This window comes from Candidatus Viadribacter manganicus (assembly GCF_001679665.1).
GTDB lineage: Bacteria > Pseudomonadota > Alphaproteobacteria > Caulobacterales > Aquidulcibacteraceae > Vitreimonas > Vitreimonas manganica.
This window is the reverse complement of the sequence record NZ_CP013244.1, coordinates 2,772,875-2,796,843: the sequence shown is the minus strand read 5'-3', so window position 1 is coordinate 2,796,843 and position 23,969 is coordinate 2,772,875. Positions and strand designations below refer to the sequence as shown.

The following is a 23,969-nucleotide window of genomic DNA, read 5'->3' as shown; positions in this document are numbered from 1 at the left end:
CTCCGTGCGCCGCTTGGCTCACGAACCCGACCCTTAGTCGGAGCGCCCCGGGCGGGTGGCGTTCCGGCGTGTCTCGATCGAGACACGCAATGACGGAAGCGGAGCCCGTTGCCGGTCTCTGCTTCCGTCTGTTGTTTGCGAGTTACTTCAGATCGACCTTCGCGCCGGCCTTTTCAAGTTGAGCCTTGAACTTTTCGGCATCAGCCTTGTTCACGCCTTCCTTCACCGGCTTCGGTGCGCCTTCAACGAGGTCCTTGGCTTCCTTCAGGCCGAGACCCGTGATCGCGCGGACTTCCTTGATGACTTCGATCTTCTTGTCGCCAGCGCTGGTGAGCTGGACCGTGAACTCGGTCTTCTCTTCAGCGGCAGCGGCCGGAGCGCCACCGCCAACAGCGGCGACAGCAACCGGAGCGGCGGCGGAAACGCCCCACTTTTCTTCCAGCATCTTCGAGAGCTCAGCAGCTTCGAGGACGGTCAGCGCCGAAAGATCTTCGACGATTTTATCGAGGTTTGCCATAATCTTAGTTCCTGACGTTTGTCTTTGTTTCGGTATGAAATGCGGAAATGACGGTTAGGCGGCGTCCTTGGTCGCGTAGGCGTTGAGAACGCGCGCCAGCTGACCACCAGGCGCTGCGAGCACGCCGGCGATCTTGGTCGCGGGCGCCTGCACCAGGCCGATGATCTTTCCACGCAGCTCGTCGAGCGAAGGCAGCGTCGCAATTGCTTGCACGCCTTGCTTGTCGAGCAGCTGGTCGCCGAACAAGCCGCCAAGAATGACGAACTGTTCCTTTTCCTTGGCGTACGCGACGGCCACCTTGGCGGCGGCGATCGGGTCAGCGGAATAGGCGATAGCTGTTGGGCCGGTGAACAGGCCGGCGGCGGTGCTTTTCGGCGTACCGTCGATGGCCAATTTCACGAGGCGGTTCTTCACGACTTTGAGCGAACCACCGGCTGCACGCAGCCGGGTGCGCAGCACCGTCAGTTCCGCAACGGTCAGTCCGGAGTAATGGCCAACGACCATCACGCCAGCGCCGGAGAAAACGCCTTTCAGCGATTCCACCGTTTCTGCTTTCTGAGCACGATCCATTGCGGTCTCCTCAGTCAGCGCCCGGCCAATCCGGGCGCTGTAGTAAGCGCGCGCGGACCAACCGGCCGGTGGTTAAGACCCCCGAGCGGCGCGCGGTCAGCGCGCAGCCTGTCCCAGGAGCCGGCCTGCGGGAGACGGCTTGACAGCCGCCCCCGAAAAACGTCAGCTTCTGTCTATTGCAGGCGAGGAAAACCAAGGTTTTCAACGCATTAAGCCGCGCAAATAGAACCCTTACGGGTCGCCCATGTGCGTGGCGCCTGCAGTCTCGGACAGGATCGACGAGGGGTTAACCCCGTCGGATCGGGGCATATGCACGCTTTATTGCAGCGCCGCAAGAGGCGCAGGCACGCTTGCCTGCTTTTGGCAAGAGGCCGGCACATCCTGCGTTCCGTAAGACACGCTACGCGGCGTCGGAGCCACTGAGCGGTTCGTGCGCTGCGCCATCATAATGAAAGACCCGGTCGAGATCCTCCAGATCGAACGTCTGCCCGCAAACTCAAAAGGTTCTCGTGGGTCTGCACCGGCTCGGTTTCGTCGTCCATCCGCAACTCCATCAGCCCTGAAGGCTCTGCGGGCCGCCCTGGACTTTGGATCTGCGCGCCGCCGCAAAAATCAGCGATCGCCAACCAGCTTCGCGATCGCGGCCAGATACGCCGCAAACGCAGAGCGCCCCTTATCCGTCATGCGCACGCGTGTCAGCGGCTTGCGGTCAATGAAGCTTTTATCGATCGAGACATACTCGGCCTCCTCCAGCTTCCGCAGGTGCACCGAGAGATTGCCCTGGGTGACATCGAGCAACGTCTTGAGCTCGGTGAAATCCGCGACCTCGACTTCCGCCAGATACGCCATCACCCCCAGGCGCACGCGCCCGTGAATGACGTCATCCAGTTTGCCGATGTCGAACGAAGCCATCCGTTACGCAGCTTTCTGCGCGCCGCGCCAGATGATCAGCCCCGGCACGCACATGAACGCGATCAACGCGACACCCAGCGTCAGCAGATAAATACCGATGTCGCCGAACACGGTAATGCCAAGCGCCACGGTCGTCGCGAACCAGCCGGCTGCGACCAAGCCGAGCCAAGCTTTGCGCATGATATTCCACGCAACGTACCAGGCGACGCCCTGAAACATGCACACGACGATGGGGTGATAGAGCCAGAGGCCGAAGCTCTCGGCTTTTGTCGCGCCATAACCGAAGACAAAAGCCATGACCAAATTGGCAAGGCCCGCGCCCTGAAACACCGCGTTCAGCGCGCGCGCAGAAGCGCCCGCCGCCGGCTTTTTGCGATCCTTCCAGATGATGACCCCAAGAATGATGCAAAACACCAAAGTCGGCGCCCACACGATCGCCAGCGCACCCAGCCCCTCCTCAGGCATCAGGTGCAATGTCTGCAGCCAATGCAGCAAGCATTGCCCACCATAAAGCGCGCCGGCCCAAGTGAACGCCTCACCAATCGTCGACTGCATCGCCCCGCCACCGCGCACCAGCGAGCGCATGTAAGCGAGATCGTCGCGGGCCGTTTCAAGATCGGATGCCATGATGATCTCCTACTGCGCCGCCGCAAGTTGCGGCCGAGCCCTTGCCTGCGCCGGCTTCTGGCGCTTGCCGTTGAGAATCGCGCCTATGAAAGAATAGCGCACGAACCACTGATAGCTTGCCAGCATGATCGCGAACGCCATCGCCACGATCAGCGGGTACTTCACGAACCACGGCCCATCGTAAGGCGCGACCAGCGTCTGCAACGTGATGAGGATCGGCAAGTGGACGATGTAGATCCAATACGATGCGTCCGCGAGATAACGTCGGGCCGGGCTGTGGCCTGAAACATGGCGGACCGCGAATCCAATGATCGCGATTGTCCAAGTCCAGCTCGCAAAGCCATAGAGCGCGGCAAATCCAACTGTCTTCAGACTTGGTTCGAGCACTTCAACAACGGGCCCCGCGCCGCCGGCGAGCATGAGCGCAGTCGCGGTAGCGCCGATTGCTGGGCCCACATAAAGCGCCCAGCGTTCACCCCATCCTTCAAGAATTTGGGGCTGCCGCTGCAGCAACCACCCGAAGGTGAAAGCGGCGCCATAGGCAACAAGCGCCGCGGTATTCGGAACGAGCCCAGTGTCCGGCGTCGGAATACCGAACCACATCATCCAACTGGGTTTCAAACAGAGCGCAATCGCAACTGGTATCGCCAACAACACCGGCGCAATGGGCCCAGCAACGAAGCGCGTGAACGGATCCACCAAGCGGGCACGCAGTGCGCCCTTGCGATCTATGAGGCGCACCAGCGAGCGAACGAGCAACGCTGCTGCGTAAAAAATCAATAGCACATAGAGGAACCACAAGTGCAGCAGCGGGAATGTCTCCGCTGTCATCGGCGGCGGCGGCGGACCTTCAGGCGCAACACCGCCATTGGCTTGCACCGCGGCCCAAATCAAAACCGCGATGAACGCCGTCAGCACGATCGGCCAGAACATCACAAGCGGCATCGCGATGCGCTTTGCGCGGTTCATCACGAAGGCGCCTACGCCGAGACGCTCAAGCAGCATGCGCCCGAAAAAGCCGGCGAGCACAAAGAACACGGTCATCCGGAAGACGTGCAGGGTAAAAAACAACACCGAGAGTTCAACGCTGCGCGATTGATCCATCACGATCCACATCTGCTCGCCGGGCAGGAATGACAGCGTCGCGTGGAAAAACACGCCAAGGATCAGCACGCCACCCCTTACCGCATCGAGCGCGTGATATCGCTCACCGCCACCAACACCACCCATTCGCCAACTCCACTCCCGGCGCTTCCGGGCGGCGGCGGTCGTACATCAACTAGTTTGTTTTGTAAACTAGTTGATTGAATTTTGCCTGCTTCCCGGCCCGGAGCGACAATCGCGATTGATTATGAGCGCGACTGCTCGGATTACCGCACTTCGCGCGCGGCCAGATGCGCGACCATCAGCACGAGCGCGACCCACCCGCCTACCCCGCCCAAGGCAAGCGCCGTGTCCGCCCGCCACTGCTCGGAGGCGAGCATGTTCACCGGCATCTGCCACGGCATGAACACGCCAGCTTTCGCCGATGTCGCGACCACGGCGAAGAAGGCGCCGCCGATGCCGAGCGCCAAGCCCGGTACGAAACTCGCAAATCGAAGCGCCATCCAAAGCTGCAGCGCGATCAGCAACATTGATGCGCCAAGCATCTTCACCAAGATCAGAGCGTGCTTGGCAAGATCAGGCGCGCTCTCCGGCCGCACCGCAGGCTTCAGCGCGGAGGCCGCTTCGACCGCTCCCCACGTGAGCGCCAAGGTCAACACCGACATCAACGCCACAACCGCAATCACCGATACAGCTTTCGCTGCATAAAGCCGCCAACGCGGCAGTGGCAGCGCGCGCAAGTGATCCCAAGATTTCGGGCCGTGCTCCATTTGCGCGACCAACGCTGTCAGCGCAGTGACGCTCATCGGCAGCATGAAGAACGCCCAGATCCCCTCGCCGGTCAAAAGCCAATTGTCATACGATTTCGGCGCGGAATCTCGCAGCATCAGGAAGAATGTGAAAGCCGCGATCAAGGCTGGCGCGACAAACGCGAGCAGCAAAGCCAGCGATCGATTAAGCTTTCGAAATTCAACAGCGAGCACGGCGATCATGATGCAGCTCCCGATTTCGCAGCTTCGCGATAAATGCCCTCAAGCGATCGCGCCTTATGGGCGATCGAAAACACCGCAACGCCGGCCTCCACGAATGCGCGGTTCAGCGCTGCGGCGGCATTGCGCGCATCGTCACGCGGATTGAGTCGTGCGATTAGAGCCTGTGGCGTGCGCTGCACGATAAAGCCTTGCGCCGCCGCCAGCGCACCAGCGCGCTCAAAATCGTCCACCTCAATCGCCAATTCCGGGGCAAGGCCCGCCTTTAAAACCGACAACGCGCCTTCAACGACAAGCCGCCCATGACTTAGAATCCCAACGTGCGTCGCTGTCTGCTCGATCTCCCCAAGCAAATGGCTCGACACCAACACCGTTGCGCCCGTGCGCTCCGGCAGCGCATTCAAGAATACCCGCATGTCGGAGATGCCATCAGGATCGAGCCCGTTCGTGGGCTCATCGAGAATAAGCAGCGGCGGCGCACCGATCATCGCGCGCGCAATGCCCAAACGCTGGCGCATGCCGAGCGAATAATCCGATACCCGCCTGTTCGCGTGTGCGCGCATCTCGACGACTTCAAGCACGCGGTCCAACTCCGCACGCGGCGCGCCAAGCAGAGTTCGCGTCAGATCCAAATTCTCACGGCCCGAGAGGTTTGCGTAAAATCCATGCGCCTCCATCAGCGCCCCGACCTTGCGCGACGCCCCCAGCCGGTCGCGGCCAACATCGACGCCGAACAGCCTGGCTTCGCCCGCGCTCGGCTTCAGCAGCCCGAGCAGCATTTTCAGCGTCGTCGTCTTTCCAGCACCGTTCCGGCCTAGAAAGCCGTAGACGCTCCGCGCCGGCACACTCATCGACACCGCATCGACGACCTTGCGCCCACCAAACCGGCGCGTCAGCGCATTCGTCTGCACAGCCAGCGCAGCCATTCTTACCCTCCGGGTTATTTAAGTTAGACTTAAATCTTGCGCTCCGACGCTCTTTAAGTCAAGGTTAAAGAACCATCCGCAAGTTTCAGGGCGCAGAAACAATCATGTCCAGCAAGCCAAGCACTTCCCTCCGCGCCCGAAGCGCCCGCTATCGCACCGTCATCACGTGGGTCACGCTCACCGTGCTGGTGCTGCAGCTGCTGCAGTTCTTCGGCGCCTATCTCGTGCGGGCCATCGAATGGGATCAGGTGACCGTGGCGCTAATCATGCTCGCCCCGCAGCTTTGCTACCTCTACGGCGTCTGGTCACTGCGCCCCGCGTTCGCGGAAGTCGCCCAAGGGCGGATGTTCGGCGACGCGCAAACAAAGGCGCTCGCCACACTCGGCTGGTCGCTCATTATCGGCGGCGTGTTCAGCATCTTCTTCCTCACCAACCTGCTGCGCCTCGTCCAATTCACCGAAGGCGGTTTTCTGAACTTTGATCTGTCCGATATCGTGCTCAGCGTTGTCGGCGGCGCGCTGGTATTGCTCTCGCATCTCATGGCGAAAGCGCACGCGATGAAGAGCGAACTGGACGACATCATCTGATGCCGATCCGGATCACTCTCGACGAACTGATCACCCGCCGCGGCATCAAGGCCAAAGACCTCGCGGCGGAGGTCGGCATTTCCGAAACGCAGCTTTCGCTGTTTCGCTCCGGAAAAGTACGCGGCATTCGCTTCGGCACGCTGGCGCGCCTGTGCGCGGCGCTAAAGTGCAAACCCGCGCAATTGCTCGACTATGATTTCGACGAGAACGATTTGATCGTCCCGGATCGCGACGACGACGATTAGGCGGCGACAGCCGTCAGCACGACAGCGCCACGCTTGGTCGCCACCAAGGTGTGCTCGTACTGAACCGTTGGCCGGCCGGTATCGGCACGCAGCGTCCACTCATCGCCGCCTTCGATCGCCCATTCGGAGCCCATCGAAAGGAACGGCTCGATGGTGAACACCATGCCTTCATGAATGCGGCGCCGTTCGCCCGGCTCATTCCAAGTCGGGATCGAGGTTGGATCTTCGTGCAGGCCGCGGCCAACGCCGTGGCTCGCGAGATTGCGGATGAGCGAATAGCCGTTCTTGTCGGCGAAATTTTCAATCGCCGCGCCGATATCGCTGAGCCGCGAGCCAGCGCGCACACTGTTGATACCGGACCACATTGCGCGTTTGCCGTTGCGCATGAGTTTGTCGATCTTCGTCGCCACCGGCGCCAAAGCAAAGCTTGCGCCTGTGTCGGCGAAATAGCCGTTGAGCTCGGCCGACACGTCAATGTTCACCAGATCGCCTGCCTTCAGCACCCGCTCACCTGGAATGCCGTGCGCAATATCCGGGAACACCGAGATGCAAGTGGCGCCGGGAAAGTTATAGGTCAGCGCCGGCGCTGGCCGCGCCCCTTCGCGCTCCAGCAACACGCGCCCGATTTCATCGAGCTCGCGCGTCGTCATGCCGGGCTGAAGCGCCTTGCCCATCGCTTGCAACGTCTGCGCGACGATAGCGCCGATGCGCTTCAACGCTTCGAGATCGTTGTCGTTATCGATCGTCATTTAATTCGCCGCCGGCTTGCGCACGACATAGACCTTCTCGGCCGCGAGGCGGTGGCGCTCATTCTCTTCGCTCGAGAACAAGATCTCCTCCGCGACAAAGCCATGGCTCGCGAGAAGCTTCGGGAAATCGAGGCCATAGAGGCGCACGTGCGTGCGGCCGCAAATGCGCTCGATCTCTTCCACCGGCGTCCCTGGCGGCGGATTCCAAGTCTCTTCCGCGTTGACGTCCATCGGCACTGAGAAGATGCCCGTGCCACCTGGCTTCATCACGCGGAAGCACTCAGCCATGCCCTTTGCATCTTCTGGCACGTGTTCGAGCACGTGGTTGCACACGATCACGTCGAACTCGTTGTCCGGATAGCTCAGCGCCGTGATGTCGACGACGGCGTTGGCCACCGCGCTGCGCTTGATGTCGCCTGCGACGTATTTGGGGTTGCGCTTCCACTGATGGAAAAACGGGCGCTCGGCGGAGAAATGCAGGACGCGCTTGTCGTTCGGATCGAGATTGTTGCGCCGGAGATAAAGCGCGATGATCCGGTCACGTTCTTTGGAGGCACAATTCGGGCAGCGCGCTTCCTGGCGCGGCCCTGCGCTCAGAAAATAGCCGGTGAACCCACAGAGCGGACAATTGCGCTTTTGGCGTGCACGAAAGTGCTGCATCGGATCGCGCACGGTTCCGCGCGAGATTTCTTCAGCAAGGGTGGGCCAGTTCAATTGTGTCATGGACCCGTGCCTAGCACAGCGAGCCCGGCAGAGGTAGCGGGCAACGCCTAAGGCTCGATTGCCATGCCCACGGTGCGCAGATCCATTTTCGACATGGGAACCGCCGCTTCCATGTAAATGCGCACCAGATCGACGCGCATTACCGAAACATCCGGTTGCAGGTCCTTGACCTCGCCAGCGGCGAACGGCGCAAAGCTCTGAGCCACGGAACCAAACACCCACATCAGCTTCGGCGGCTCAAGACCCATCTCCAAAAAACGCGCCAGAAACCATGGCCCATGCGCCCGCACCGCCTGCAGCGGCGTCTCGCTCAACTTATAACGTCCAACGACCAGGGGCTGGCCGAATTTCGGACTGCCGACATCTCGCGTGGCGCGTTTAGCGATTTCCAGCACATCGATCTTATCGCCAATCTTAGCGTCTCGCGCCGCGCCGCCGGCGAGATTCCAAAACGACGGCGCCTCGCGCGCGCCATCCAAGAGCACCGCGTTGATCGCGTCGCCGAAATAGTAACGCTCGCCCGTCTGCGTGGTGACCTCGGCCAAAGTGGTCTCTGTCTGCTTGATCGCACCAGACTGCATCATCGCGCGCGCTTGAATCTGCGCGAAGATACCCGCCAATCCGCCCAGCGCACTCGCAGCATCGGCGGCGCGCAGCCTTTTGCGCTCATCGCGGTACTGAGCCAACAGATAGGCGCCGACTTCCCCGGTGGCCTGCTTCAACTTCGGATCGTCACTCATCGCCTTCGCCTAGCACGCCAAAAACCAAAACGCCCTGGCTTTCACCGGGGCGTTTAAGTCTCTTAGAGCGTGCTCATGTCGATGACAAAGCGGTAGCGGACATCTCCCCTGGTCAAGCGCTCGTAAGTGCCGTTGACGCCCTCCGGCGCGATAATCTCGATCTCCGGCGCCACGCCCTTCTCAGCGCAAAATCGAGCATCTCCTGGGTTTCGCGAATGCCACCAATGGGCGAACCAGCAACAGACCGCCGCCCCATCAACAGCGTGAACACTGCCGGCCAGGAATGGCTTTCGGTAATTGGCGGCGCACCCAAGAGACAGAGCGTGCCGTTGCGGCGCAACAAGCGCATGAACGCCTCAAGATCATGCGCCGCCGAGACGGAGTTGATGATCAAATGAAAGCTGTTCTTGTGCGCCGCCATCTGCGCGGCATCCTTCGACAAACGAAAAGCGCCCCGGCTTTCACCAGAGCGCTTCGCTTTTCAGCAGAGCTGAAACTTATTGAGCGGCGGCAGCGATCGCGGCGGCCGGATCGAGGCGAACGCCCGGACCCATCGTCGTCGACAGAGCGACCTTCTTCACGAAGGTGCCCTTCGCGCCGGCCGGCTTGGCCTTCGCAACAGCATCCACGAACGCCTTCGCGTTCTGCAGGATCTGCTCTTCGGTGAAGCTCGCCTTGCCGATGCCGGCGTGGATGATGCCCGCCTTCTCAACGCGGAATTCGACCGCGCCGCCCTTAGCGTCGGCGACGGCCTTTTTGACGTCCATGGTCACGGTGCCGACCTTCGGGTTCGGCATCAGGCCGCGCGGGCCCAGCACCTTACCGAGTCGGCCAACGAGAGCCATCATGTCCGGCGTCGCGATCAGGCGTTCGAAGTCGATCTTGCCGCTGTTGACGACGTCGAACAGATCTTGTTCGCCAACGATGTCAGCGCCTGCAGCGCGGGCTTCTTCAGCCTTGGCGCCTTTAGCGAACACTGCAACGCGTGCGGTGCGGCCCGTGCCATTCGGCAGCGAGACAACGCCGCGGACTTGCTGGTCCGGATATTTCGGATCGACGCCGAGGTTCATCGCGATCTCGACGGTTTCGTCGAACTTCGCGCTGGCGCGTTCTTTGATCAGCTTCACCGCTTCCGCGAGCGTGTGCAGCTTGCGCGGGTCGATACCGGCATGGCTCTTCGACATGCGCTTGGTGAAGCCCGGGGTTTTCTTAGGAGCGTTTGCCATCTGATTACTCCACCACTTCCACGCCCATCGAACGGGCAGTGCCGGCGATCATTTTCGCGGCTTGGTCGAGATCAGCGGCGTTCAGATCTTTCTGCTTCGCCTTGGCGATGTCTTTGCACTGCGCCATCGTGATCTTGCCGACCACATCGACGCCCGGCTTCTTCGAGCCGGAGCCCGGCTTCTTCGCCGTGGCGAGCTTCGCCGCCTTCTTGATCAGAAACGACGCCGGCGGCGTCTTGATCTCAAAGGTAAAGCTCTTGTCTTGGTAGTAGGTGATAACCACCGGGCACGGATCGCCCTTCGGCATATCCTGCGTGCGGGCGTTAAAGCCCTTGCAGAATTCCATGATGTTGAGACCGCGCTGACCGAGCGCGGGACCGATTGGAGGTGACGGGTTGGCAGCGCCAGCCGGCACCTGGAGCTTAATCTGCCCCAGTACCTTTTTAGCCATTTTGGCCTCTCGCTTAACGCCGGACGATCGCTAAATCGGCCGACCTGAGTGGGTGCGTGGTTCGGGCTAGCCCAATGGACTTGAGGGCCCCTCCCACGCGGGAAGCGGGGCGTATAGCGAAACGACCGGGGCTTGTCGACAGCCAGTTCCCACGTGCTACCCCTGCCCAAATGGAACCTGCCGTGATCTGGGAGCTGGTGCTCAGGGGCTTTGCGCTTGGGGCGCTGGCCGCCGTGGCGGCGGGGCTCTGGCGAAGCGGCATCCTGGCCATCCAGATCGCCGGAGCTTTGCTAACGGCCGGCGCCGCCGCCTACGTTCTCAACTCGTCCGGCCTAACCCGAGACGCCTTGGGGTTCGCCTCAATCCCGGTCCACCTACTCGCGCTGGGCGGCGCAGGCTGGTTCTGGCTCTTCATCGTCACCCTGTTCGAAGACCGGCCAATTTCGCCGACGACCCTGACCGCCGGTGGTATTCTTACCGCCGTTGGCCTGGTTGGCTGGCTCGGCCGCCAAGAAATGAGCAGCCCGATCTGGATCGGCCACAACCTCATTGAGGCGGCCTTCGCCATCCATGGGCTATTCGTCATCGCCAATTCCTGGCGCGGCGACCTCGTCGAAGCCCGCCGCCGCTTGCGAGGCCCGGTCCTTGGCGTAGTGACGATCTATGTGATCGCCCTTTCAGGCTTCGAGATCGGCGAAGGACTGGGCCTCGCGCAATCTTGGTTTCCGTTCGCGGGCGCGGCAGCGCTCGCCTTCATGTGCGGCCTTGGCGCGATTGCGTTCTTGCGGGCCGAGCCCGAACTCTTTGGCGGCGCACGCAGCGCGCAGACCCCCAAGGACGGACTCGACGCAGGCGATCGGCTCATCCTCACGAAGCTCGAAGCGCTCATGGCCGAGGGCGAGGCCTGGAAGCGCGAGGGCCTCACGATCGGCGCTCTCGCCGCCGAGACCGGCGCGCCGGAGCACAAGCTCCGCCGCCTGATCAACGACCATCTCGGCTTCCGCAATTTCGCGGCGTTTGTGAATGCTCGGCGCATCGACGCCGCCAAGGCACGCCTTGCCGATCCAGCGAAGGCGCGTGAATCCATTTCGACCATTGCCTTCGATTTAGGCTTCGGCTCACTCGGACCGTTCAATCGCGCTTTCAAGGAAGCCACCGGCCAAACACCGACCGAATGGCGCCGCCAAAGGCTCGCCGAAACTGAAAATCCCTAGCCAATTTCGAAACCAAGCGGCCTTTTCCGGCTCCGGCGAGACGATTGGGGCCTGCGTCGGTGATCACGCCTCCAGCCAAGGAGGCCAACATGGACATCGCTGCTTTCGCCAATCAATGGCTGATGAACGTCAGCACGGATCTAACCCGCTACGTCGTCTTCGCCGTTGCGGTCTGGCTCACGCTTTGGGTCATTCTTGCAAGACCGCTCGCCGGCCGGAAGATTCGAGCCGAGACGCCAAAGCCGAAACAATTGCTGATCGAGTTCACCGCCTCGCTGCGCTCGATCGCGATCTTCTCCACAATCGGGCTCCTTACCTTCGCGCTCGAACACGCGGGACTATTACCGGGCCCGCAGATCGCCATCGCTTGGGGCGCTGGCTGGGCCTGGGCAACTCTGGCGCTGATGATCCTTGCGCACGACGCATACTTTTATTGGACACACCGGCTCATCCACGACCCGCGCCTTTTCCGCGTCTTCCACCGCCGTCACCACAAGTCCAACAACCCCTCTCCCTTCACCGCCTACAGCTTCGACATCGGCGAAGCGGCGATCAACGGCTTGTTCGTGCCGCTGTGGATGATCGTCGTGCCGACGCAATGGTGGGTGGTTGGCGTTTTCATGCTGCACCAAATCGTCCGCAACACGCTGGGTCACTCCGGCTACGAACTCTTCCCCGCGCGCCGTGATGGCCGCCCCATGTTCGATTTTCTCACCACCACCACGCACCACGATCTGCATCATTCCAGCGCCGGCGCGAATTACGGCCTCTACTTTACGTGGTGGGATCGCCTGATGGGCACCGAGCATCCCGAATACTACGCGCGCTTCGCCGCCGCGACGCGCAAGCAACTCAAATCCAGCAACATGCAAACGGCGGAGCGCCCAGCATGAGCAGGCTCATCGGAAAACTCGCGTCGCTTGTGCTCTCAGTCGTCACGCTCGCACCAATCGTGCTCGCCTTCTCGTGGACGCTGGCGCAACCGGCGCGCGCCGCAACCGTCAACGATCTGGTCGGCGATTGGGCGACGCCCGGTCTAGGCGCCGTTGTGCGACTCTCGTCTTGTACGGATGCGCGCGAGCGTTTGTGCGGGCGCTTGATTTGGGCGTGGGATACTTCGCGCGTCCCGCGCAGCGCCATTGGCGTCGAGATGCTGCGTGACTTCATGTGGCGAGACAACGCGTGGGTCGGCGGCGAGGTCTACAATCTGGAAGACGGGCGCACCTATTCCGGCTCGATCCGCCCGGATGGCGAGGTGTTACACTTGCGCGGGTGCGCCGGTCCGTTCTGCCAGACGCAGGTTTGGCGACGCCTCAGCTCAATTCCGCGGCCTACATTCCCATAAGGCCGCCGAGGATGGCGGCCACCGCGCCCATCACCGTGACCCAAAGGTTCGCGATCATCCGTCCAACGATGGTCGCGAGCCCGGGCACGAGCAGTGCGGCGGCGGCCAGCACGATGGCGACGGCGACAACGGCTTGCACAAGGCTAACGCGCTCGATCTTCATGGCGCGCCCGCGGGCGCGCGTGGCCCGTTGGTCAGCACCGCGACGTCCGCCAGCACGATCGGCAGCGTCCAGCCACCAACAGCCGCGATATAGCGGGGCTCCCAACGTGGATCGAACTTGTCCTTGAACGCACGCAATCCCTGGAAGCCGTAAAACTGCTCGCCGCGCTCATGCACCAACTTACCAACACGCGCGAACAACGAGGCGTACTTCGTCTCTTCGGCCAAACCCGCCAATGGCGCCATGCCGAGATCGATGCTCTCCAGCCCGTGTGCCTGCGCCCAAAGCAGAATCTCCGTGAAGAGAAAATCCATTATGCCGCTTGGCGTATCGGACACGTGACGCATAAGATCGACTGCGCCGCGCTTGCGATCCGCGGTTAGCCAAATGTTGGCGAACGCAACGATCTGTCCGTGCAACCGCGCAACCGCAATCGGGTGTCGCGACAAATAGTCAGGATCGAACGCGCCAAGCGAAAACATCTTCTCGCGCCCGCCATGCGCCGCGAGCCATGCATCTGAAACGGGGCGCAGCGCGTCCCAAAGCCCGGGCGCATGCGGCGACTCCAGCACTTCGAACACCGCCCCTTCCCGCTCAACAAACCTGCGCCGAGATGAGCGCAGCTTCTGGCGCGCAGAGCCCGCCAATGTGAAATCCTTTACATCGACAATCGCATTCTCACCGATCTTTTCGACGCGGAAGTTGAGATCCAAAAGATCTGGCAGCAACTCCGGCGGCGCCGCGTACACAACAGGCCGCAGCGAAAGCCGCTCAGCTTCGGTGCGCAGCGCAGTCAGCACGCCGCGCCAGCACCGCCGCTTGCCAACCGGCGGACCCATCGCGATCAAGCTGCCGCCGCCGCGCGCCGTCATCGCCATGGCTTCATCGGCGAACACAAAGCTTTTATCGCCGGTGAAGGCGAGCTGCGCATCCGGTAACGCGTCGTCAGCGCCCGCAATGATCGTCTCAGCGCGTGCGATATCTTCCGTCGCCGCTGGCAGGGGCGCGCCGCGTGCACGGCTCAGCAAGCACCATTGCACGCCAACAACGCTGATCGCCGCCGCGGCGACGGCAAGCGCGCGCCCCGGGCGGCCAAGATGCTCGCCCGTCAGCAGCGCCCACCATGGCGCGGCGGCGAAGTCAGGCCGCTCTCCGGCCCACAACAAGGCGCCGAGCAACGCAATGCCAAACGCTGCCGCGATGCCGAGCGCCACGCGCGGATCGGGCACAAGATCGATGAGCCGCGAGTGCCGATAGAAGGCGCGACGCGAGATCACCAATCCCATTGTCGCAATGCCAGCCGTGGCGGCCGCGGCGGTGTGGCCATGACGGATCGCCGCGTAGAGACAAACGGCGAGCATCAACGCTGTGGTCGCGGCCCAAGCCGCGTCGATACGGCGCCTTAGTCCCGTCGCCAGCCCCATGAGCGCAACGCCGGCGATGCTAGCGCTGAGCTCCGGCAATTCGTTGACGACGCGCTCCAGCGCGCCCAGCCCGCGCAAAGGCGGCAATGCCGGTGTCGCCACCGCAATGAGCGTGAACGCACCCGCCGCGAACGCCAATCCCGCAGCGATGTGCGGCGCCGCCTCGAACAAGCGCGCGCGCCAGGCCGGTTCGCCACTTTCAAGTCGGGCTGCATCACTCATCCGCGAAGCTTAGTTCGCATCGCAGCTCAGCACAAAACGGCCGCGGAGAGCCCCGCGGCCGAGATTGCTTTGGAGGGATGGCGGCTGGCGAGGACGAAGCCAGCCGCCTTAGTCGTCTAGTGACGTACGCGCAGCGTGATGCCGTACGTACGCGGATCGCCGAGGAACGCACCTTGCGTCGGGCCCGCTGAGCCCAGTTGCAGCGGCACGTCGAACATGATCTGGCCGTAGCCCTCGTCGGTGAGGTTGCGACCCCACAGTTCGAGTGACCAGTTGTCATCAGCCGACGAGATGCCGATCCGGCCGTTGAACAGTGTGTAGGACGGCTGCACCTTCGACGGGCGCAAGTCCGAACCGGTGTTCTGATCGTCGACATAGCGAGCGTCGAGATAGAAGAGGCCGTTCAGCGCGCCGTTGAACAACGGACGTTCGTAAGTGAACGCGGTCGTTGCGGTGATCTCCGGAGAGTTGGTCAGCTGTGAGTTCGGCAAGCGGGCCAAAGTCGGCTCGCCCGTGATCGGGTTACGATTTTGCGAGACCCAGCCACCGCATGTCGCAGCCGGCGTGCAATCGGCGCCGTACGTGGCGTCGTTGTAGGCAAGACCACCCTGGAGCGCCAGACCATCGATCGGCGTGCGCCAGATGAAGTCCATCTCCGCACCGGTCACTTCCACTTCCGGCACCGACGTCACAACGAACTGAATGCCGTTGAAGGTGTTGAGTTGGAAGTTCTCGTACTGGTTCTGATAGACCGCAAGGTTCAAGAGCAGTGCGTTATTGAACCAACCGGTCTTGATGCCGACTTCGTACGCATCAACCAGTTCGGCAGCGAACGAGGTGTCCGGTGCGCCGCCCGTGAAGACGCTTGCAAAGTTGCGATCGAGGTTGAAGCCGCCGCCCTTATAGCCCCGCGACGCCGAAGCGTAGGCGGAGATGCTGTCCGTGAACTCGTGGCGCAGCGCCACCAAGCCTGACCATTCATCTTCGCTGCGCTCTTGGTTGTAGCCAACCGCGTCGAGATCGTCGCGGAACCACGGCACGCAATAGCCTGAGCGCGCAACCGCGATGACGGTCGCAAAGCCTGCAAGCGCACCGCTCGGATTGACGGCCGTGTTGCAGTTTGAGAACGCCGCGAGCGTTCCCGGCGCCTGCCCTGCATCGAGTTCAGCGTCGGAGATCGCCGCGTCGAGCATTGCTTCGCCGTCGAAGATCGTGTGGAAGCTTGCGGTTAGACGTTTGCGTTCATGCGTGAACCGCGCGCCGACCGTGAGATCGGTGCGCTCGCCCAACGAGAAGATGTTGTGGGTGAAGAGCGCGATCGACTCGCCATTTTGATGATAGCGATCGGTGTAACCGCCAGTGCCAGCGCCGGCCGGCAAGAAGACATCGATCTCATCATAGAGGTTGTTCACGACGCCCGAAGCGCCCGCGCCGGGCACGTTGCCGATGCCCGGTGTTTGCGCGCCGCCGACCAGCACGTTGTCCAACATGCGGAAATAGTCCCCATATTGCGAGCCGGTGAAGAACGAGAATTGACGATTAATTTGCTCATCTGAATAGAACGCACCGACCAACCAATCGAGATTGCCCCACTCGCCTGCGAGCCGGAGTTCCTGCGTGAACGTTTGGAATTCCGTGCCGCCGCCGCCGGGCACGTACACAAGATCCGCCTGCGAATAGTCGGAATCGCTGCGGCCATTCTGCGTCCAATTGCGATAGGCCGTGATCGAAGTCAGCGTTGTGCCGGAATTCATCTCCCAGTTGAACTCAGCCGAGGCGCCGTAATCTTCGATGCTCTGCGCATAGTCGCGGTTAGCAAAGCCGTTGCGGTCATCGATGTTGCCGGCGCCGAGCGCGCCCAATGGCGTCAGCGCGCTGACGTTCGGGCCATAGCCGCCCAAGTTGGCGATCAATTGCTGACGGCCGGCGCCGAACGGGATCGGCGCACCTTCAACGCCCGCGGCGCTGAGGATCGTCACCGGGTTTCCGTTGAGCAGCATCGGGTTATAGACCTGCGCTGCGCAGCAGAATTCATCGCGCTCCGAATAGTCGAGGATGAAGCGGCCTTCGACATTCGGCGAAAACTGCGCCAGCAACTGGCCGCGCAGCGTGTACATGTCACGCGTGTTGGAATCGTGCTGCGTCAGGTTCGATGAGGCCAACAGCGGATTGGCGCCATCATTGTTCATCGACATGAAGCCATCGCGCTCTGCCATTGCGGCAAAGACGCGGAGGCCCAGAACATCTTCAGAGAGCGGAATGTTGAGATCCGCCGACAAGCGCGTTTCGCCGAAATCACCGTACGTGGCTTCGCCGCCTGCTTCGAACTCGTTGAGGTCGGGCTGCACCGTGGTGATGGTGATCAAGCCGGCCGAGGTGTTGCGGCCGAACAGCGTGCCCTGCGGTCCGCGCAGAACTTCGATCTGTTGCACTTCGCCGAGATCGGTGAGCGCAACGCCGTTACGCGCGCGATAGACGCCGTCGACGAAGATGCCGACTGCGGACTCAAGGCCAGGGTTTGAGCCTTGCGTGCCAACACCGCGCAGGCGCGCGGTCGCCGAGCTTTCAGACTCCGAAACGTTGAATTGAAGCGAAGGCGCAACCGACGTCAGATCCTGAACGTCACGGATACCGGAGTTCTGGATCATTTCCGAGGTCACCGGCGTCACCGCGATCGGCACGTCTTGCAGCGCTTGATCACGGCGCGTCGCCGTAACGACGATCGTATCGTCTTCCTCTTGCGCCATTGCCGGCGTCGCCGCGAGCGCGCTCGCGCCGAGCGCTATCGTCAATGCTGCGCGTGCACCTGCCCCAAACAGGTCCTTTTTCTTAGACATGACATTTCCTCCCGCGTGTCGTCCAAGGTCTTTCGCCTCGCCATACACAAGTGTATGGGTAGCGCCGCCTGCGGCTACCGTCGAGAAAAAACGGCGAGATTGCGGCGTAGAAATCGCTACATGGCGTTGCCGCAACACACTGGGAGAAGCGACTATGGCGCCCCGCACTGCAGCCAAGAACGCATCATCCCCGTTAGACGCCGAAGCGTGGATCGAAGCTGCGTTCGATGCGCTTGCAGCGGGTGGAATTGAAGCTGTGCGCGTCGATCCGCTGGCAAAACGGCTCGGCGTCACGCGCGGCAGTTTCTACTGGCACTTCGCCGATCGTGCTGCGCTGCACACAGGAATGCTCAAGGAATGGCGCAAGCGTCAGAGCTATCAGATCGGCTCGCGCATCGAGGGCAAGACCTCAGCGCCCGATGAGCGGCTGAAGCGAACCCTCGCCCTGCCCAACTCCAGTCCGCGCGCCAAACGCGCCGCCGCTATCGAACTTGCGATCCGTCTTTGGGCGCGCCGCGACCCCGAAGCAGCGAAAGCCGTCAAGCACATCGATCGGGTGCGCCTCGACTATTACGCCAAGCTCTATGGCGATATGGAGCTCGCGCCGGCCGCTGCGCGCCGCCAGGCTTTCATGTTTTACGCGGCGTTGATGGCGCAAGCTTTCATCTTCACGGACGGCGAAACCGACGTGAGCGACGAACTCGAAAAGATGCTGCTCAGCGACTAGCGCTTAGCGGAGCTTCTCGACCTGGGCGTATTCAAGGTCGACCGGTGTTTCGCGGCCGAAGATCATAACCGCAACCTTCAGGCGGCCGCGCTCTTCGTCCACCTCCGACACCATGCCTTCAAAGCTCTGGAACGGACCGTCCGAGACCTTCACCTTCTCGCCCACCTCGAAGTGGATGAGCTGACGCGGCTTCTGCGCGCCGACTTCGGCAACGCGGCCAAGGATGCGCTCGACTTCACGATCGGAAACCGGTTGCGGCTTGTTTTGCGTACCAAGAAAGCCGGTCACCTTCGGCGTGTTCTTCACGAGGTGATACGCTTGGTCGGTCATTTCCATCTTCACGAGCACATAGCCCGGGAAGTGGCGGTGCTGACGCACCTTCTTCGAGCCGCGCACAACTTCGGTGACTTCCTCGGTCGGGACCTGGATGTCTTCGAATTGCTCTTCGAGGCCTTGACGGCCCGCTTGGTCGCGAATGGCTTCAGCGACCTTCTGCTCGAAGTTCGAGTAAGCGTGCACGATGTACCAGCGCGCCTTACCGGCGTGGCGCGGCTGCGCTGCCGATTCTTGCTGCTGTTGTTCTTCGATCATCGGCTCAACCACCCAAACTGAAACTCAAGACAAACTGCATGAACAAGCGCAGCAGCGTGTCGACGAGGAAAAAGAAAATCGCGGCAGTGATGCCGAAGATGACCACCATAATGGTCGAGACGGTCACTTCCTGACGCGTCGCCCAGGTGACCTTGCGCGCCTCCGAGCGCACCTCGCCAAAGAACTTGAACGGACCGCCGCCCTTGCGCCGCGGTTCAACTTCCTGATCGGTTTGGTCCATCGACATTTGCTGTTTCTATCTTCCAATGACGCACTTCAAATCGGACCGGACTGCCCCCGCCGCAAGGCGGGGATGGCAGGAGTTGAGGGACTCGAACCCACGACCCTCGGTTTTGGAGACCGATGCTCTACCAGCTGAGCTAAACTCCTAAGGCCAGCTCCCAGTTAGCCGCCCTCGTTGCGGGAAGCCCCGCTCGGAGTTTGGATTTAGGGAAGGCGCTCTTCTATTCCGGGCGCTGACGCGACGCAATGGAGCCTGCACCGAATTTCCCAGCCGGAACCGCCTTAGATGCCGCAGCCCAAGTTTTTTTTGGGGGGGGGGCGCAGGGGGCGCCGACCATTAAGCCCAATCCCGCCGACATTAGGAAACGAACGATTGAAAGGCCCATGGGCGCTCTGCCCGCCATAAAAAAACGGCGGCGATTGCTCGCCGCCGTATGCGTTGCCGTATCTAATGAGCTCAATCGCCGTCGAAGAGCACTTCCCAGGTGTGACCGTCCGGATCGGTGAAGTAGCCTGAATAGACGCCGTCTTCGTCAGACGCGGCGACGATCTGCGCGCCGGCCTTCTGAGCCTGAGCCATCACTGCATCGACCTCACCTTTGCTGTCGGTGAAATAACTGATGATCGTCTCGGCCGCGCCGCGCGCCGCCGGGCGATGACCAACACGCTCGACGTACGTACCAAACTCACCGCGCTCGAGCAGCACAAGGAAGACGCCATCGAGATCAAGCGCCGCGTGCTCTTCGTCCTGTTCTTCGATCGTGAGGCCCAAGCCGTCGCGGTAGAACGCAATCGACTTCTGCAGATCCTCGACTGGAATCGTCACGCATGAAATCGCTGCAGGCATCCTACCCTCCAAAATGTGACGCGAAAGCGCGTCTTCGGAGCTCAGAAATGAATCGATTTGCCAGCTGTTACAAGGCGGATCAGCGCCCGATGACAACCTCTCCACCGCCAAGCACACGGCGGGTAATTTCGCCATCGACACGACGAACGCGCACGTCGCCGCCACCCAAAATTACCGCGTCGAGAGTTTCCGCGGCGCCGCCGTGGGTGACATCGCCGCCGCCCGCGATGACAACGCTCAGCGAAGTCGCGTGACCATCACGAATGTTCACATCGCCAGAGCCCTGGATCGCGATTGATGTCGGTCCGTCCACATTCGCGGCGGTAACGTCGCCTGATCCGGCGACCGAAAGCGTCAACCCGTTATGCACCGCGCCCAGAACCACATCGCCGCTGCCGGCGATCGCAACACTCACCTGCCCCGCCTCGTACATACGAACGTCTTGCGACCCGGAAATCGCAATTTCAGCCTCATCCTCGACACGCACAATATCGGCATCGCCGCAACCATCTAAACGAATATCGAGAGCCTGCGCCGGCGCCACATGGACACGCAGCGCCCCGCTCGCCGCAACCACGGCATTCTGCGGAACGCGCAATTCGATCACCGGCAGAGCGGCGCCAGTTAGACGGCCGAGGCGCGTTGTCTCAACTTCAAAGCCGTCGCTGCCGTTGACACGGCAGCTTCGAATTTGCCGCCGCAGATTGCCGTCGACAATCAGCCGATGGCGCGACATGCGATAACCAGGCGCTGGTGTCGCGCCGGTGTTCACCCAGCCAATTGCGACATCCGTTCGGTTTTCAGGGATGACCCGCACGAACGCCGCCACGTCGCGCAACTGCACCTCGGTCGCATTGCGAAAACGCGTCAGCGTCCGCGCGCGCTCTGGCGCAGGTGCGGCCGGCGCCGATGACGTCTGCGCCCACGCCGGAACGGCTGAAATGATCGTGGCCAGGGCGGCGGCGCAGCAGAAATTCACAAGGCGCATGTCGTCAGGCCCTCCTCGGACCCATGATCCCTCTGCCTACCAAGATGCGCCCAGAAAAGCGTTTAGATGCGGAGGTGCTGGTTTTCGCCAAATAGGCGAAACCCTCCATCAAATCAGATACTAAGCTGTGACTTTCCCGCATCGGCGGCGGTTAATAGTGAATAGAGCGGGCGTGAGGAATTGCGGGCCCCAACCCCAAGGCGCATTTGTCCCGCACCCAGAACGGGTCATTACAAGGGGTTTATACCTATGCGTAACTGGATCATCGGTGCTGCGGCCCTCCTGGCCGTTGCAGCGCCGAGCGTCGCCGCGGCCCAAACGGGCTACGTCGGCGTCAACTACGGCAATGTCGACGCCGGCGGCGGTGTTGACGAAGACTTCTACGGTCTCGATGGCGCTGTGGCCTTCGCTGGCTCAGGCTCGATCGTTTTCGAAGTGGACGCTGCAGTCGTCGATAGCGATGACACTGACACCGGCTACGGCCTCACCGGCCACGTCTACAGCCGCAACGACAGCCACCTCTTCGGCGGCTTCATCGGCGTTGCAGATTCCAACGACAGCACGACCTGGGTCGGCGGTCTGGAAGCTGCCAAGTACTACACCAACTGGACGCTCGCTGGCGCCGTCTTCTACGGCAACAACGATGATGCAGACGTCGACGGCTACGGCCTCAACGTCGAAGCTCGCGCGTTTGTCAGCGATAACTTCCGCCTGAACGCCAACATTGGCTACGCCAACGTTGACGCTGGCGCGGGCGACGACGACGCCATGATCTATGGGGTTGGCGGCGAATACCAATTCGCGGCTATGCCGATCTCGATCGTTGCTGGCTACAGCACGACCGACTTCGACGGCGGCGACGTCGACACGCTCTCGATCGGCGTTCGTTACAACTGGGGCGGCACGCTCCGCGATCGCGATCGCAGCGGCGCAAGCCAAGCCAGCCTCACCGGCGTCGGCTCGGTGTTCTAAGCAACCTACTTCCTTCGTAGGCAACGCAAAACTCAGCGCCCCGGCAGCAATGCCGGGGCGTTTTTCTATGCCGAAGCCGGCGCTCAGCGTTGCGCTGAAGTCACAGGTTTGCACCTCCACCAGGCGGTAAGGCGGCTGCAACTAAGTCTTAACCACGACGGCGGCACGTCGCGGCAGACGGTGGCGGCCTGCGGGGGTCGAGCCCACTGCACCAACGAAGGAAAACATTGATGAAGAAGCTTCTTCTCGGCGCCGCCGCCGCTCTGGCTGTGGCCGCTCCGGGCATGGCCTCGGCTGAAACGTCGGGCAACATCGACGTCAGCATCGGCAACACCGATTGGGATAACGGCAGCGAGTTCGACACCACGACGCTTGGCGGCGCGGTGCAGTTCGACGCCATGGACGGCTGGGCTGTTTCGCTCGAAGGCCGCACGGTGCTTCAGCAATGGGACGGCAGCTCGGGTGACTCGAGCCACGGCTACGCTGCGGTTCACGCCGACACGAACGCCGGCGCCTGGGATTTCGGCGGCTGGGTTGGCTTGCTGAACTATTACGGTGACGGCGGCACGACGATCGGCCTCGAGACCCGCACGAACTTCGGCAACTTCTCGGCCCAAGGCTCGATCGGCCTCGCCCAGTTCGACCAATTCTTCGATTACGACGCGATGAACTACAACGTTCAGGGCGCCTACTTCTTCACGCCGAACTTCTCGGTCAACGGCAACGTCACGATCACTGAGATCGACTACACGTTCGGCGACACCGACATGACCGATTACGGCATTGGCGCAGCCTACGGCTTCGGCGGCGGCTTCGAAGTGTACGGCGGCTACGTCAAGTCGGAGATGGACTACAGCGGCGGCGGCAACGACGAGACTGATACGTTCAATCTCGGCCTACGCTTCCACTTCAACGGCGGCACGCTGCAAGACTACGCAAACGACGGCGCAAGCTGGGGTGGCGTTCGCGCTATCTCCGACGCTTTCACACGTTGGGATTGAGCGCGTAAGCGACAAGCCGCATCAAACGGCAAAGGCCGCTCCTTCGGGAGCGGCCTTTTTCATTTGAGTGACGCAACATCGGCGCCGCGATCTTGCCATATTGATTGCTGCCTCTTCACTTGTCGTGACATACTCGCCACAGGGCGCGAACCGCGCGCTGCATTCACAGCGCTCGACGCTTGGGCGCGAGGTTTAGCGCACCTACCTTCGCGCCATGCCGGATTCGGCTAACCCAAAAGGGGACCACGACACATGAAGAAGTATCTGCTCGGCGCTGCTGCGGCGCTAGCAATTGCTGCACCTGGCGTTGCATCAGCTCAGTCAGGCTATGCCGATCTAGGCTACTCCACGACGGATGCCGGCTCGAACGATATCGACACCTGGCAGCTTGGCGGCGCGTACGCTTGGGGCGGCAACGGTTCGCTCGGCTTCCAACTCGATGGCGTCATCGGCAACCACGAATACGACACCGGCGGCGACGCTGACACCTATAACCTCGGCGCTCACCTTTTCACGCGCAATGACAGTTACCTGCTCGGCGGCTTCGTCAGCCTCGGTAACACCGACTTCGGCGGCGGGTTCGACTACGACTATTACACCGTGGGTGTTGAAGGCGCATACTACCTCGAGCGCACGACCTTCAACGGCGCCCTCAGCTACTCGGATGCCAGCGACCTCAACGCCGACGCAACCGCGCTCGACCTTGGCGTCACGCACTTCGTCACCGACAACTTCTCGTTCGGCGGCACGGTCGGCTTCGGCGAACTCGCCGACAACGACTTCACCACGTACGGCGTCGGCGCCGAGTATCAATTCTCATCAACGCCGATCAGCCTCTACGCTGGCTACACGAAGAACGACTATGACGGTTTCGAAACCGACACGCTCTCAGCCGGCGTACGCTGGAATTTCGGCGGCTCGCTGCTTGAGCGTGATCGCTCGGGCGCCAGCCTGACGCGCAATGCCGGCTTCGGCCGCCTGGGCGCGATCCTCTAAGCGATCGGCCTTGTGCAAATAGGAAGAGCCCCG

Annotated in this window: 28 protein-coding genes, 1 tRNA gene and 1 pseudogene; 9 read left to right on the top strand and 21 right to left on the bottom strand. The window is 61.8% G+C overall.

All coding sequences use genetic code 11. The features are described from left to right. Positions 1-142: 142 nt before the first annotated feature. From rplL to ATE48_RS14255, 7 genes are all read right to left on the bottom strand, one after another. A complete protein-coding gene (rplL, locus tag ATE48_RS14285; protein WP_066772596.1) occupies positions 143-517 on the bottom strand; it encodes a 50S ribosomal protein L7/L12 in 375 nt (124 codons plus the stop codon). A 54-nt stretch (positions 518-571) separates the two neighbouring features. Beyond that, positions 572-1,087, bottom strand: coding sequence for a 50S ribosomal protein L10 (gene rplJ, locus ATE48_RS14280; RefSeq protein ID WP_066772594.1), 516 nt, complete (start codon positions 1,085-1,087; stop codon positions 572-574). A gap of 612 nt (positions 1,088-1,699) precedes the next feature. After that, positions 1,700-1,999, bottom strand: coding sequence for a winged helix-turn-helix domain-containing protein (locus ATE48_RS14275; protein WP_066772592.1), 300 nt, complete (start codon positions 1,997-1,999; stop codon positions 1,700-1,702). A 3-nt stretch (positions 2,000-2,002) separates the two neighbouring features. Further along, the gene (locus ATE48_RS14270; protein WP_066772590.1) at positions 2,003-2,626 is read right to left on the bottom strand and encodes a hypothetical protein; all 624 of its coding nucleotides are present in this window, start codon (positions 2,624-2,626) and stop codon (positions 2,003-2,005) included. 9 nt (positions 2,627-2,635) lie between these two features. Further along, a complete protein-coding gene (locus ATE48_RS14265) occupies positions 2,636-3,856 on the bottom strand; it encodes an acyltransferase family protein (RefSeq protein ID WP_066772588.1) in 1,221 nt (406 codons plus the stop codon). 140 nt (positions 3,857-3,996) lie between these two features. Then, entirely contained in the window at positions 3,997-4,722 is a 726-nt protein-coding gene (locus tag ATE48_RS14260) for an ABC transporter permease (protein ID WP_066772586.1), read from the bottom strand. Next, on the bottom strand, positions 4,719-5,645 hold the full coding sequence (locus tag ATE48_RS14255) for an ABC transporter ATP-binding protein (protein WP_066772585.1): 927 nt from the start codon (positions 5,643-5,645) through the stop codon (positions 4,719-4,721). Before ATE48_RS14255 ends, ATE48_RS14260 begins: the two co-directional genes overlap by 4 nt. 104 nt (positions 5,646-5,749) lie before the next feature. Between ATE48_RS14255 and ATE48_RS14250 the strand changes: the two genes are divergently transcribed. Both ATE48_RS14250 and ATE48_RS14245 read left to right on the top strand, forming a co-directional pair. Beyond that, positions 5,750-6,232: a DUF2975 domain-containing protein gene (locus ATE48_RS14250; RefSeq protein WP_066772584.1), complete on the top strand. Its 483-nt coding sequence runs from the start codon at positions 5,750-5,752 to the stop codon at positions 6,230-6,232. Beyond that, positions 6,232-6,477, top strand: a complete 246-nt coding sequence (locus tag ATE48_RS14245) for a helix-turn-helix domain-containing protein (protein WP_066772583.1) — start codon at positions 6,232-6,234, stop codon at positions 6,475-6,477. The genes ATE48_RS14250 and ATE48_RS14245 overlap by 1 nt, the downstream gene beginning before the upstream one ends. On the opposite strand, the gene map is transcribed toward ATE48_RS14245, so the two are convergent. From map to rplK, 6 genes and pseudogenes are all read right to left on the bottom strand, one after another. Continuing rightward, a complete protein-coding gene (gene map, locus ATE48_RS14240; RefSeq protein WP_066772582.1) occupies positions 6,474-7,226 on the bottom strand; it encodes a type I methionyl aminopeptidase in 753 nt (250 codons plus the stop codon). The genes ATE48_RS14245 and map overlap by 4 nt on opposite strands. Beyond that, positions 7,227-7,949, bottom strand: a complete 723-nt coding sequence (locus tag ATE48_RS14235) for a class I SAM-dependent methyltransferase (protein ID WP_066772581.1) — start codon at positions 7,947-7,949, stop codon at positions 7,227-7,229. Between the two features lie 47 nt (positions 7,950-7,996). Beyond that, positions 7,997-8,689 carry a hypothetical protein gene (locus tag ATE48_RS14230; RefSeq protein WP_066772580.1) on the bottom strand — a complete coding sequence of 231 codons (693 nt, stop codon included), beginning with the start codon at positions 8,687-8,689 and terminating at the stop codon, positions 7,997-7,999. 196 nt (positions 8,690-8,885) lie between these two features. Beyond that, a pseudogene (locus tag ATE48_RS20475) lies at positions 8,886-9,110 on the bottom strand (NAD(P)-dependent alcohol dehydrogenase); the annotation flags it as partial. A gap of 76 nt (positions 9,111-9,186) precedes the next feature. Next, the gene (gene rplA, locus ATE48_RS14225; protein ID WP_066772578.1) at positions 9,187-9,915 is read right to left on the bottom strand and encodes a 50S ribosomal protein L1; all 729 of its coding nucleotides are present in this window, start codon (positions 9,913-9,915) and stop codon (positions 9,187-9,189) included. A gap of 4 nt (positions 9,916-9,919) precedes the next feature. Further along, positions 9,920-10,366, bottom strand: a complete 447-nt coding sequence (gene rplK / locus ATE48_RS14220; protein WP_066772577.1) for a 50S ribosomal protein L11 — start codon at positions 10,364-10,366, stop codon at positions 9,920-9,922. A 182-nt stretch (positions 10,367-10,548) separates the two neighbouring features. Between rplK and ATE48_RS14215 the strand changes: the two genes are divergently transcribed. From ATE48_RS14215 to ATE48_RS14205, 3 genes are all read left to right on the top strand, one after another. Next, on the top strand, positions 10,549-11,580 hold the full coding sequence (locus ATE48_RS14215) for an AraC family transcriptional regulator (RefSeq protein ID WP_228126633.1): 1,032 nt from the start codon (positions 10,549-10,551) through the stop codon (positions 11,578-11,580). Positions 11,581-11,669: 89 nt separating this feature from the next. Further along, the gene (locus ATE48_RS14210; RefSeq protein WP_066772574.1) at positions 11,670-12,473 is read left to right on the top strand and encodes a sterol desaturase family protein; all 804 of its coding nucleotides are present in this window, start codon (positions 11,670-11,672) and stop codon (positions 12,471-12,473) included. Next, positions 12,470-12,925 carry a DUF2147 domain-containing protein gene (locus ATE48_RS14205; protein ID WP_083197364.1) on the top strand — a complete coding sequence of 152 codons (456 nt, stop codon included), beginning with the start codon at positions 12,470-12,472 and terminating at the stop codon, positions 12,923-12,925. Before ATE48_RS14210 ends, ATE48_RS14205 begins: the two co-directional genes overlap by 4 nt. On the opposite strand, the gene ATE48_RS19825 is transcribed toward ATE48_RS14205, so the two are convergent. The 3 genes from ATE48_RS19825 to ATE48_RS14195 form a co-directional block, all read right to left on the bottom strand. After that, a complete protein-coding gene (locus ATE48_RS19825; protein WP_156767780.1) occupies positions 12,912-13,088 on the bottom strand; it encodes a hypothetical protein in 177 nt (58 codons plus the stop codon). The genes ATE48_RS14205 and ATE48_RS19825 overlap by 14 nt on opposite strands. Continuing rightward, entirely contained in the window at positions 13,085-14,734 is a 1,650-nt protein-coding gene (locus ATE48_RS14200) for a phosphatidylglycerol lysyltransferase domain-containing protein (protein WP_066772573.1), read from the bottom strand. The genes ATE48_RS19825 and ATE48_RS14200 overlap by 4 nt, the downstream gene beginning before the upstream one ends. A gap of 116 nt (positions 14,735-14,850) precedes the next feature. Then, a complete protein-coding gene (locus ATE48_RS14195) occupies positions 14,851-17,571 on the bottom strand; it encodes a TonB-dependent receptor (protein ID WP_066772571.1) in 2,721 nt (906 codons plus the stop codon). Between the two features lie 154 nt (positions 17,572-17,725). On the opposite strand from ATE48_RS14195, the gene ATE48_RS14190 reads away from it, so the two are divergent. Then, positions 17,726-18,298 (top strand): TetR/AcrR family transcriptional regulator, encoded by a 573-nt coding sequence (locus tag ATE48_RS14190; RefSeq protein ID WP_066772567.1) that lies wholly within the window; start codon positions 17,726-17,728, stop codon positions 18,296-18,298. Positions 18,299-18,301: 3 nt separating this feature from the next. Here ATE48_RS14190 and nusG read toward each other — a convergent pair whose 3' ends face one another. The 5 genes from nusG to ATE48_RS14165 form a co-directional block, all read right to left on the bottom strand. Further along, a complete protein-coding gene (gene nusG / locus ATE48_RS14185; RefSeq protein WP_066775148.1) occupies positions 18,302-18,889 on the bottom strand; it encodes a transcription termination/antitermination protein NusG in 588 nt (195 codons plus the stop codon). Positions 18,890-18,893: 4 nt separating this feature from the next. After that, positions 18,894-19,136: a preprotein translocase subunit SecE gene (gene secE / locus ATE48_RS14180; protein ID WP_228126632.1), complete on the bottom strand. Its 243-nt coding sequence runs from the start codon at positions 19,134-19,136 to the stop codon at positions 18,894-18,896. Between the two features lie 67 nt (positions 19,137-19,203). Beyond that, positions 19,204-19,279 (bottom strand) — tRNA-Trp (locus ATE48_RS14175). A 310-nt stretch (positions 19,280-19,589) separates the two neighbouring features. Continuing rightward, a complete protein-coding gene (locus ATE48_RS14170) occupies positions 19,590-19,979 on the bottom strand; it encodes a VOC family protein (RefSeq protein WP_066775137.1) in 390 nt (129 codons plus the stop codon). A gap of 79 nt (positions 19,980-20,058) precedes the next feature. Then, the gene (locus tag ATE48_RS14165) at positions 20,059-20,967 is read right to left on the bottom strand and encodes a GIN domain-containing protein (RefSeq protein WP_066772565.1); all 909 of its coding nucleotides are present in this window, start codon (positions 20,965-20,967) and stop codon (positions 20,059-20,061) included. Between the two features lie 249 nt (positions 20,968-21,216). Here ATE48_RS14165 and ATE48_RS14160 point away from each other — a divergent pair, with 249 nt between their 5' ends. The 3 genes from ATE48_RS14160 to ATE48_RS14150 all read left to right on the top strand — a co-directional run bounded on the left by ATE48_RS14160 (position 21,217) and on the right by ATE48_RS14150 (position 23,936). After that, positions 21,217-21,939: a hypothetical protein gene (locus ATE48_RS14160; RefSeq protein WP_066772564.1), complete on the top strand. Its 723-nt coding sequence runs from the start codon at positions 21,217-21,219 to the stop codon at positions 21,937-21,939. A gap of 230 nt (positions 21,940-22,169) precedes the next feature. Continuing rightward, positions 22,170-22,940, top strand: coding sequence for a hypothetical protein (locus ATE48_RS14155; protein WP_066772563.1), 771 nt, complete (start codon positions 22,170-22,172; stop codon positions 22,938-22,940). A gap of 252 nt (positions 22,941-23,192) precedes the next feature. Continuing rightward, positions 23,193-23,936 (top strand): hypothetical protein, encoded by a 744-nt coding sequence (locus tag ATE48_RS14150; RefSeq protein ID WP_066772560.1) that lies wholly within the window; start codon positions 23,193-23,195, stop codon positions 23,934-23,936. Positions 23,937-23,969: the final 33 nt, after the last annotated feature.

Bases quoted from the DNA above. Each gene is read 5' to 3' on its own strand.
- rplL (WP_066772596.1), bottom strand. From the start codon at position 517: ATGGCAAACCTCGATAAAATCGTCGAAGATCTTTCGGCGCTGACCGTC.
- rplJ (WP_066772594.1), bottom strand. From the start codon at position 1,087: ATGGATCGTGCTCAGAAAGCAGAAACGGTGGAATCGCTGAAAGGCGTT.
- ATE48_RS14275 (WP_066772592.1), bottom strand. From the start codon at position 1,999: ATGGCTTCGTTCGACATCGGCAAACTGGATGACGTCATTCACGGGCGC.
- ATE48_RS14270 (WP_066772590.1), bottom strand. From the start codon at position 2,626: ATGGCATCCGATCTTGAAACGGCCCGCGACGATCTCGCTTACATGCGC.
- ATE48_RS14265 (WP_066772588.1), bottom strand. From the start codon at position 3,856: ATGGGTGGTGTTGGTGGCGGTGAGCGATATCACGCGCTCGATGCGGTA.
- ATE48_RS14260 (WP_066772586.1), bottom strand. From the start codon at position 4,722: ATGATCGCCGTGCTCGCTGTTGAATTTCGAAAGCTTAATCGATCGCTG.
- ATE48_RS14255 (WP_066772585.1), bottom strand. From the start codon at position 5,645: ATGGCTGCGCTGGCTGTGCAGACGAATGCGCTGACGCGCCGGTTTGGT.
- ATE48_RS14250 (WP_066772584.1), top strand. From the start codon at position 5,750: ATGTCCAGCAAGCCAAGCACTTCCCTCCGCGCCCGAAGCGCCCGCTAT.
- ATE48_RS14245 (WP_066772583.1), top strand. From the start codon at position 6,232: ATGCCGATCCGGATCACTCTCGACGAACTGATCACCCGCCGCGGCATC.
- map (WP_066772582.1), bottom strand. From the start codon at position 7,226: ATGACGATCGATAACGACAACGATCTCGAAGCGTTGAAGCGCATCGGC.
- ATE48_RS14235 (WP_066772581.1), bottom strand. From the start codon at position 7,949: ATGACACAATTGAACTGGCCCACCCTTGCTGAAGAAATCTCGCGCGGA.
- ATE48_RS14230 (WP_066772580.1), bottom strand. From the start codon at position 8,689: ATGAGTGACGATCCGAAGTTGAAGCAGGCCACCGGGGAAGTCGGCGCC.
- rplA (WP_066772578.1), bottom strand. From the start codon at position 9,915: ATGGCAAACGCTCCTAAGAAAACCCCGGGCTTCACCAAGCGCATGTCG.
- rplK (WP_066772577.1), bottom strand. From the start codon at position 10,366: ATGGCTAAAAAGGTACTGGGGCAGATTAAGCTCCAGGTGCCGGCTGGC.
- ATE48_RS14210 (WP_066772574.1), top strand. From the start codon at position 11,670: ATGGACATCGCTGCTTTCGCCAATCAATGGCTGATGAACGTCAGCACG.
- ATE48_RS14205 (WP_083197364.1), top strand. From the start codon at position 12,470: ATGAGCAGGCTCATCGGAAAACTCGCGTCGCTTGTGCTCTCAGTCGTC.
- ATE48_RS19825 (WP_156767780.1), bottom strand. From the start codon at position 13,088: ATGAAGATCGAGCGCGTTAGCCTTGTGCAAGCCGTTGTCGCCGTCGCC.
- ATE48_RS14200 (WP_066772573.1), bottom strand. From the start codon at position 14,734: ATGAGTGATGCAGCCCGACTTGAAAGTGGCGAACCGGCCTGGCGCGCG.
- ATE48_RS14195 (WP_066772571.1), bottom strand. From the start codon at position 17,571: ATGTCTAAGAAAAAGGACCTGTTTGGGGCAGGTGCACGCGCAGCATTG.
- ATE48_RS14190 (WP_066772567.1), top strand. From the start codon at position 17,726: ATGGCGCCCCGCACTGCAGCCAAGAACGCATCATCCCCGTTAGACGCC.
- nusG (WP_066775148.1), bottom strand. From the start codon at position 18,889: ATGATCGAAGAACAACAGCAGCAAGAATCGGCAGCGCAGCCGCGCCAC.
- secE (WP_228126632.1), bottom strand. From the start codon at position 19,136: ATGTCGATGGACCAAACCGATCAGGAAGTTGAACCGCGGCGCAAGGGC.
- ATE48_RS14170 (WP_066775137.1), bottom strand. From the start codon at position 19,979: ATGCCTGCAGCGATTTCATGCGTGACGATTCCAGTCGAGGATCTGCAG.
- ATE48_RS14165 (WP_066772565.1), bottom strand. From the start codon at position 20,967: ATGCGCCTTGTGAATTTCTGCTGCGCCGCCGCCCTGGCCACGATCATT.
- ATE48_RS14160 (WP_066772564.1), top strand. From the start codon at position 21,217: ATGCGTAACTGGATCATCGGTGCTGCGGCCCTCCTGGCCGTTGCAGCG.
- ATE48_RS14155 (WP_066772563.1), top strand. From the start codon at position 22,170: ATGAAGAAGCTTCTTCTCGGCGCCGCCGCCGCTCTGGCTGTGGCCGCT.
- ATE48_RS14150 (WP_066772560.1), top strand. From the start codon at position 23,193: ATGAAGAAGTATCTGCTCGGCGCTGCTGCGGCGCTAGCAATTGCTGCA.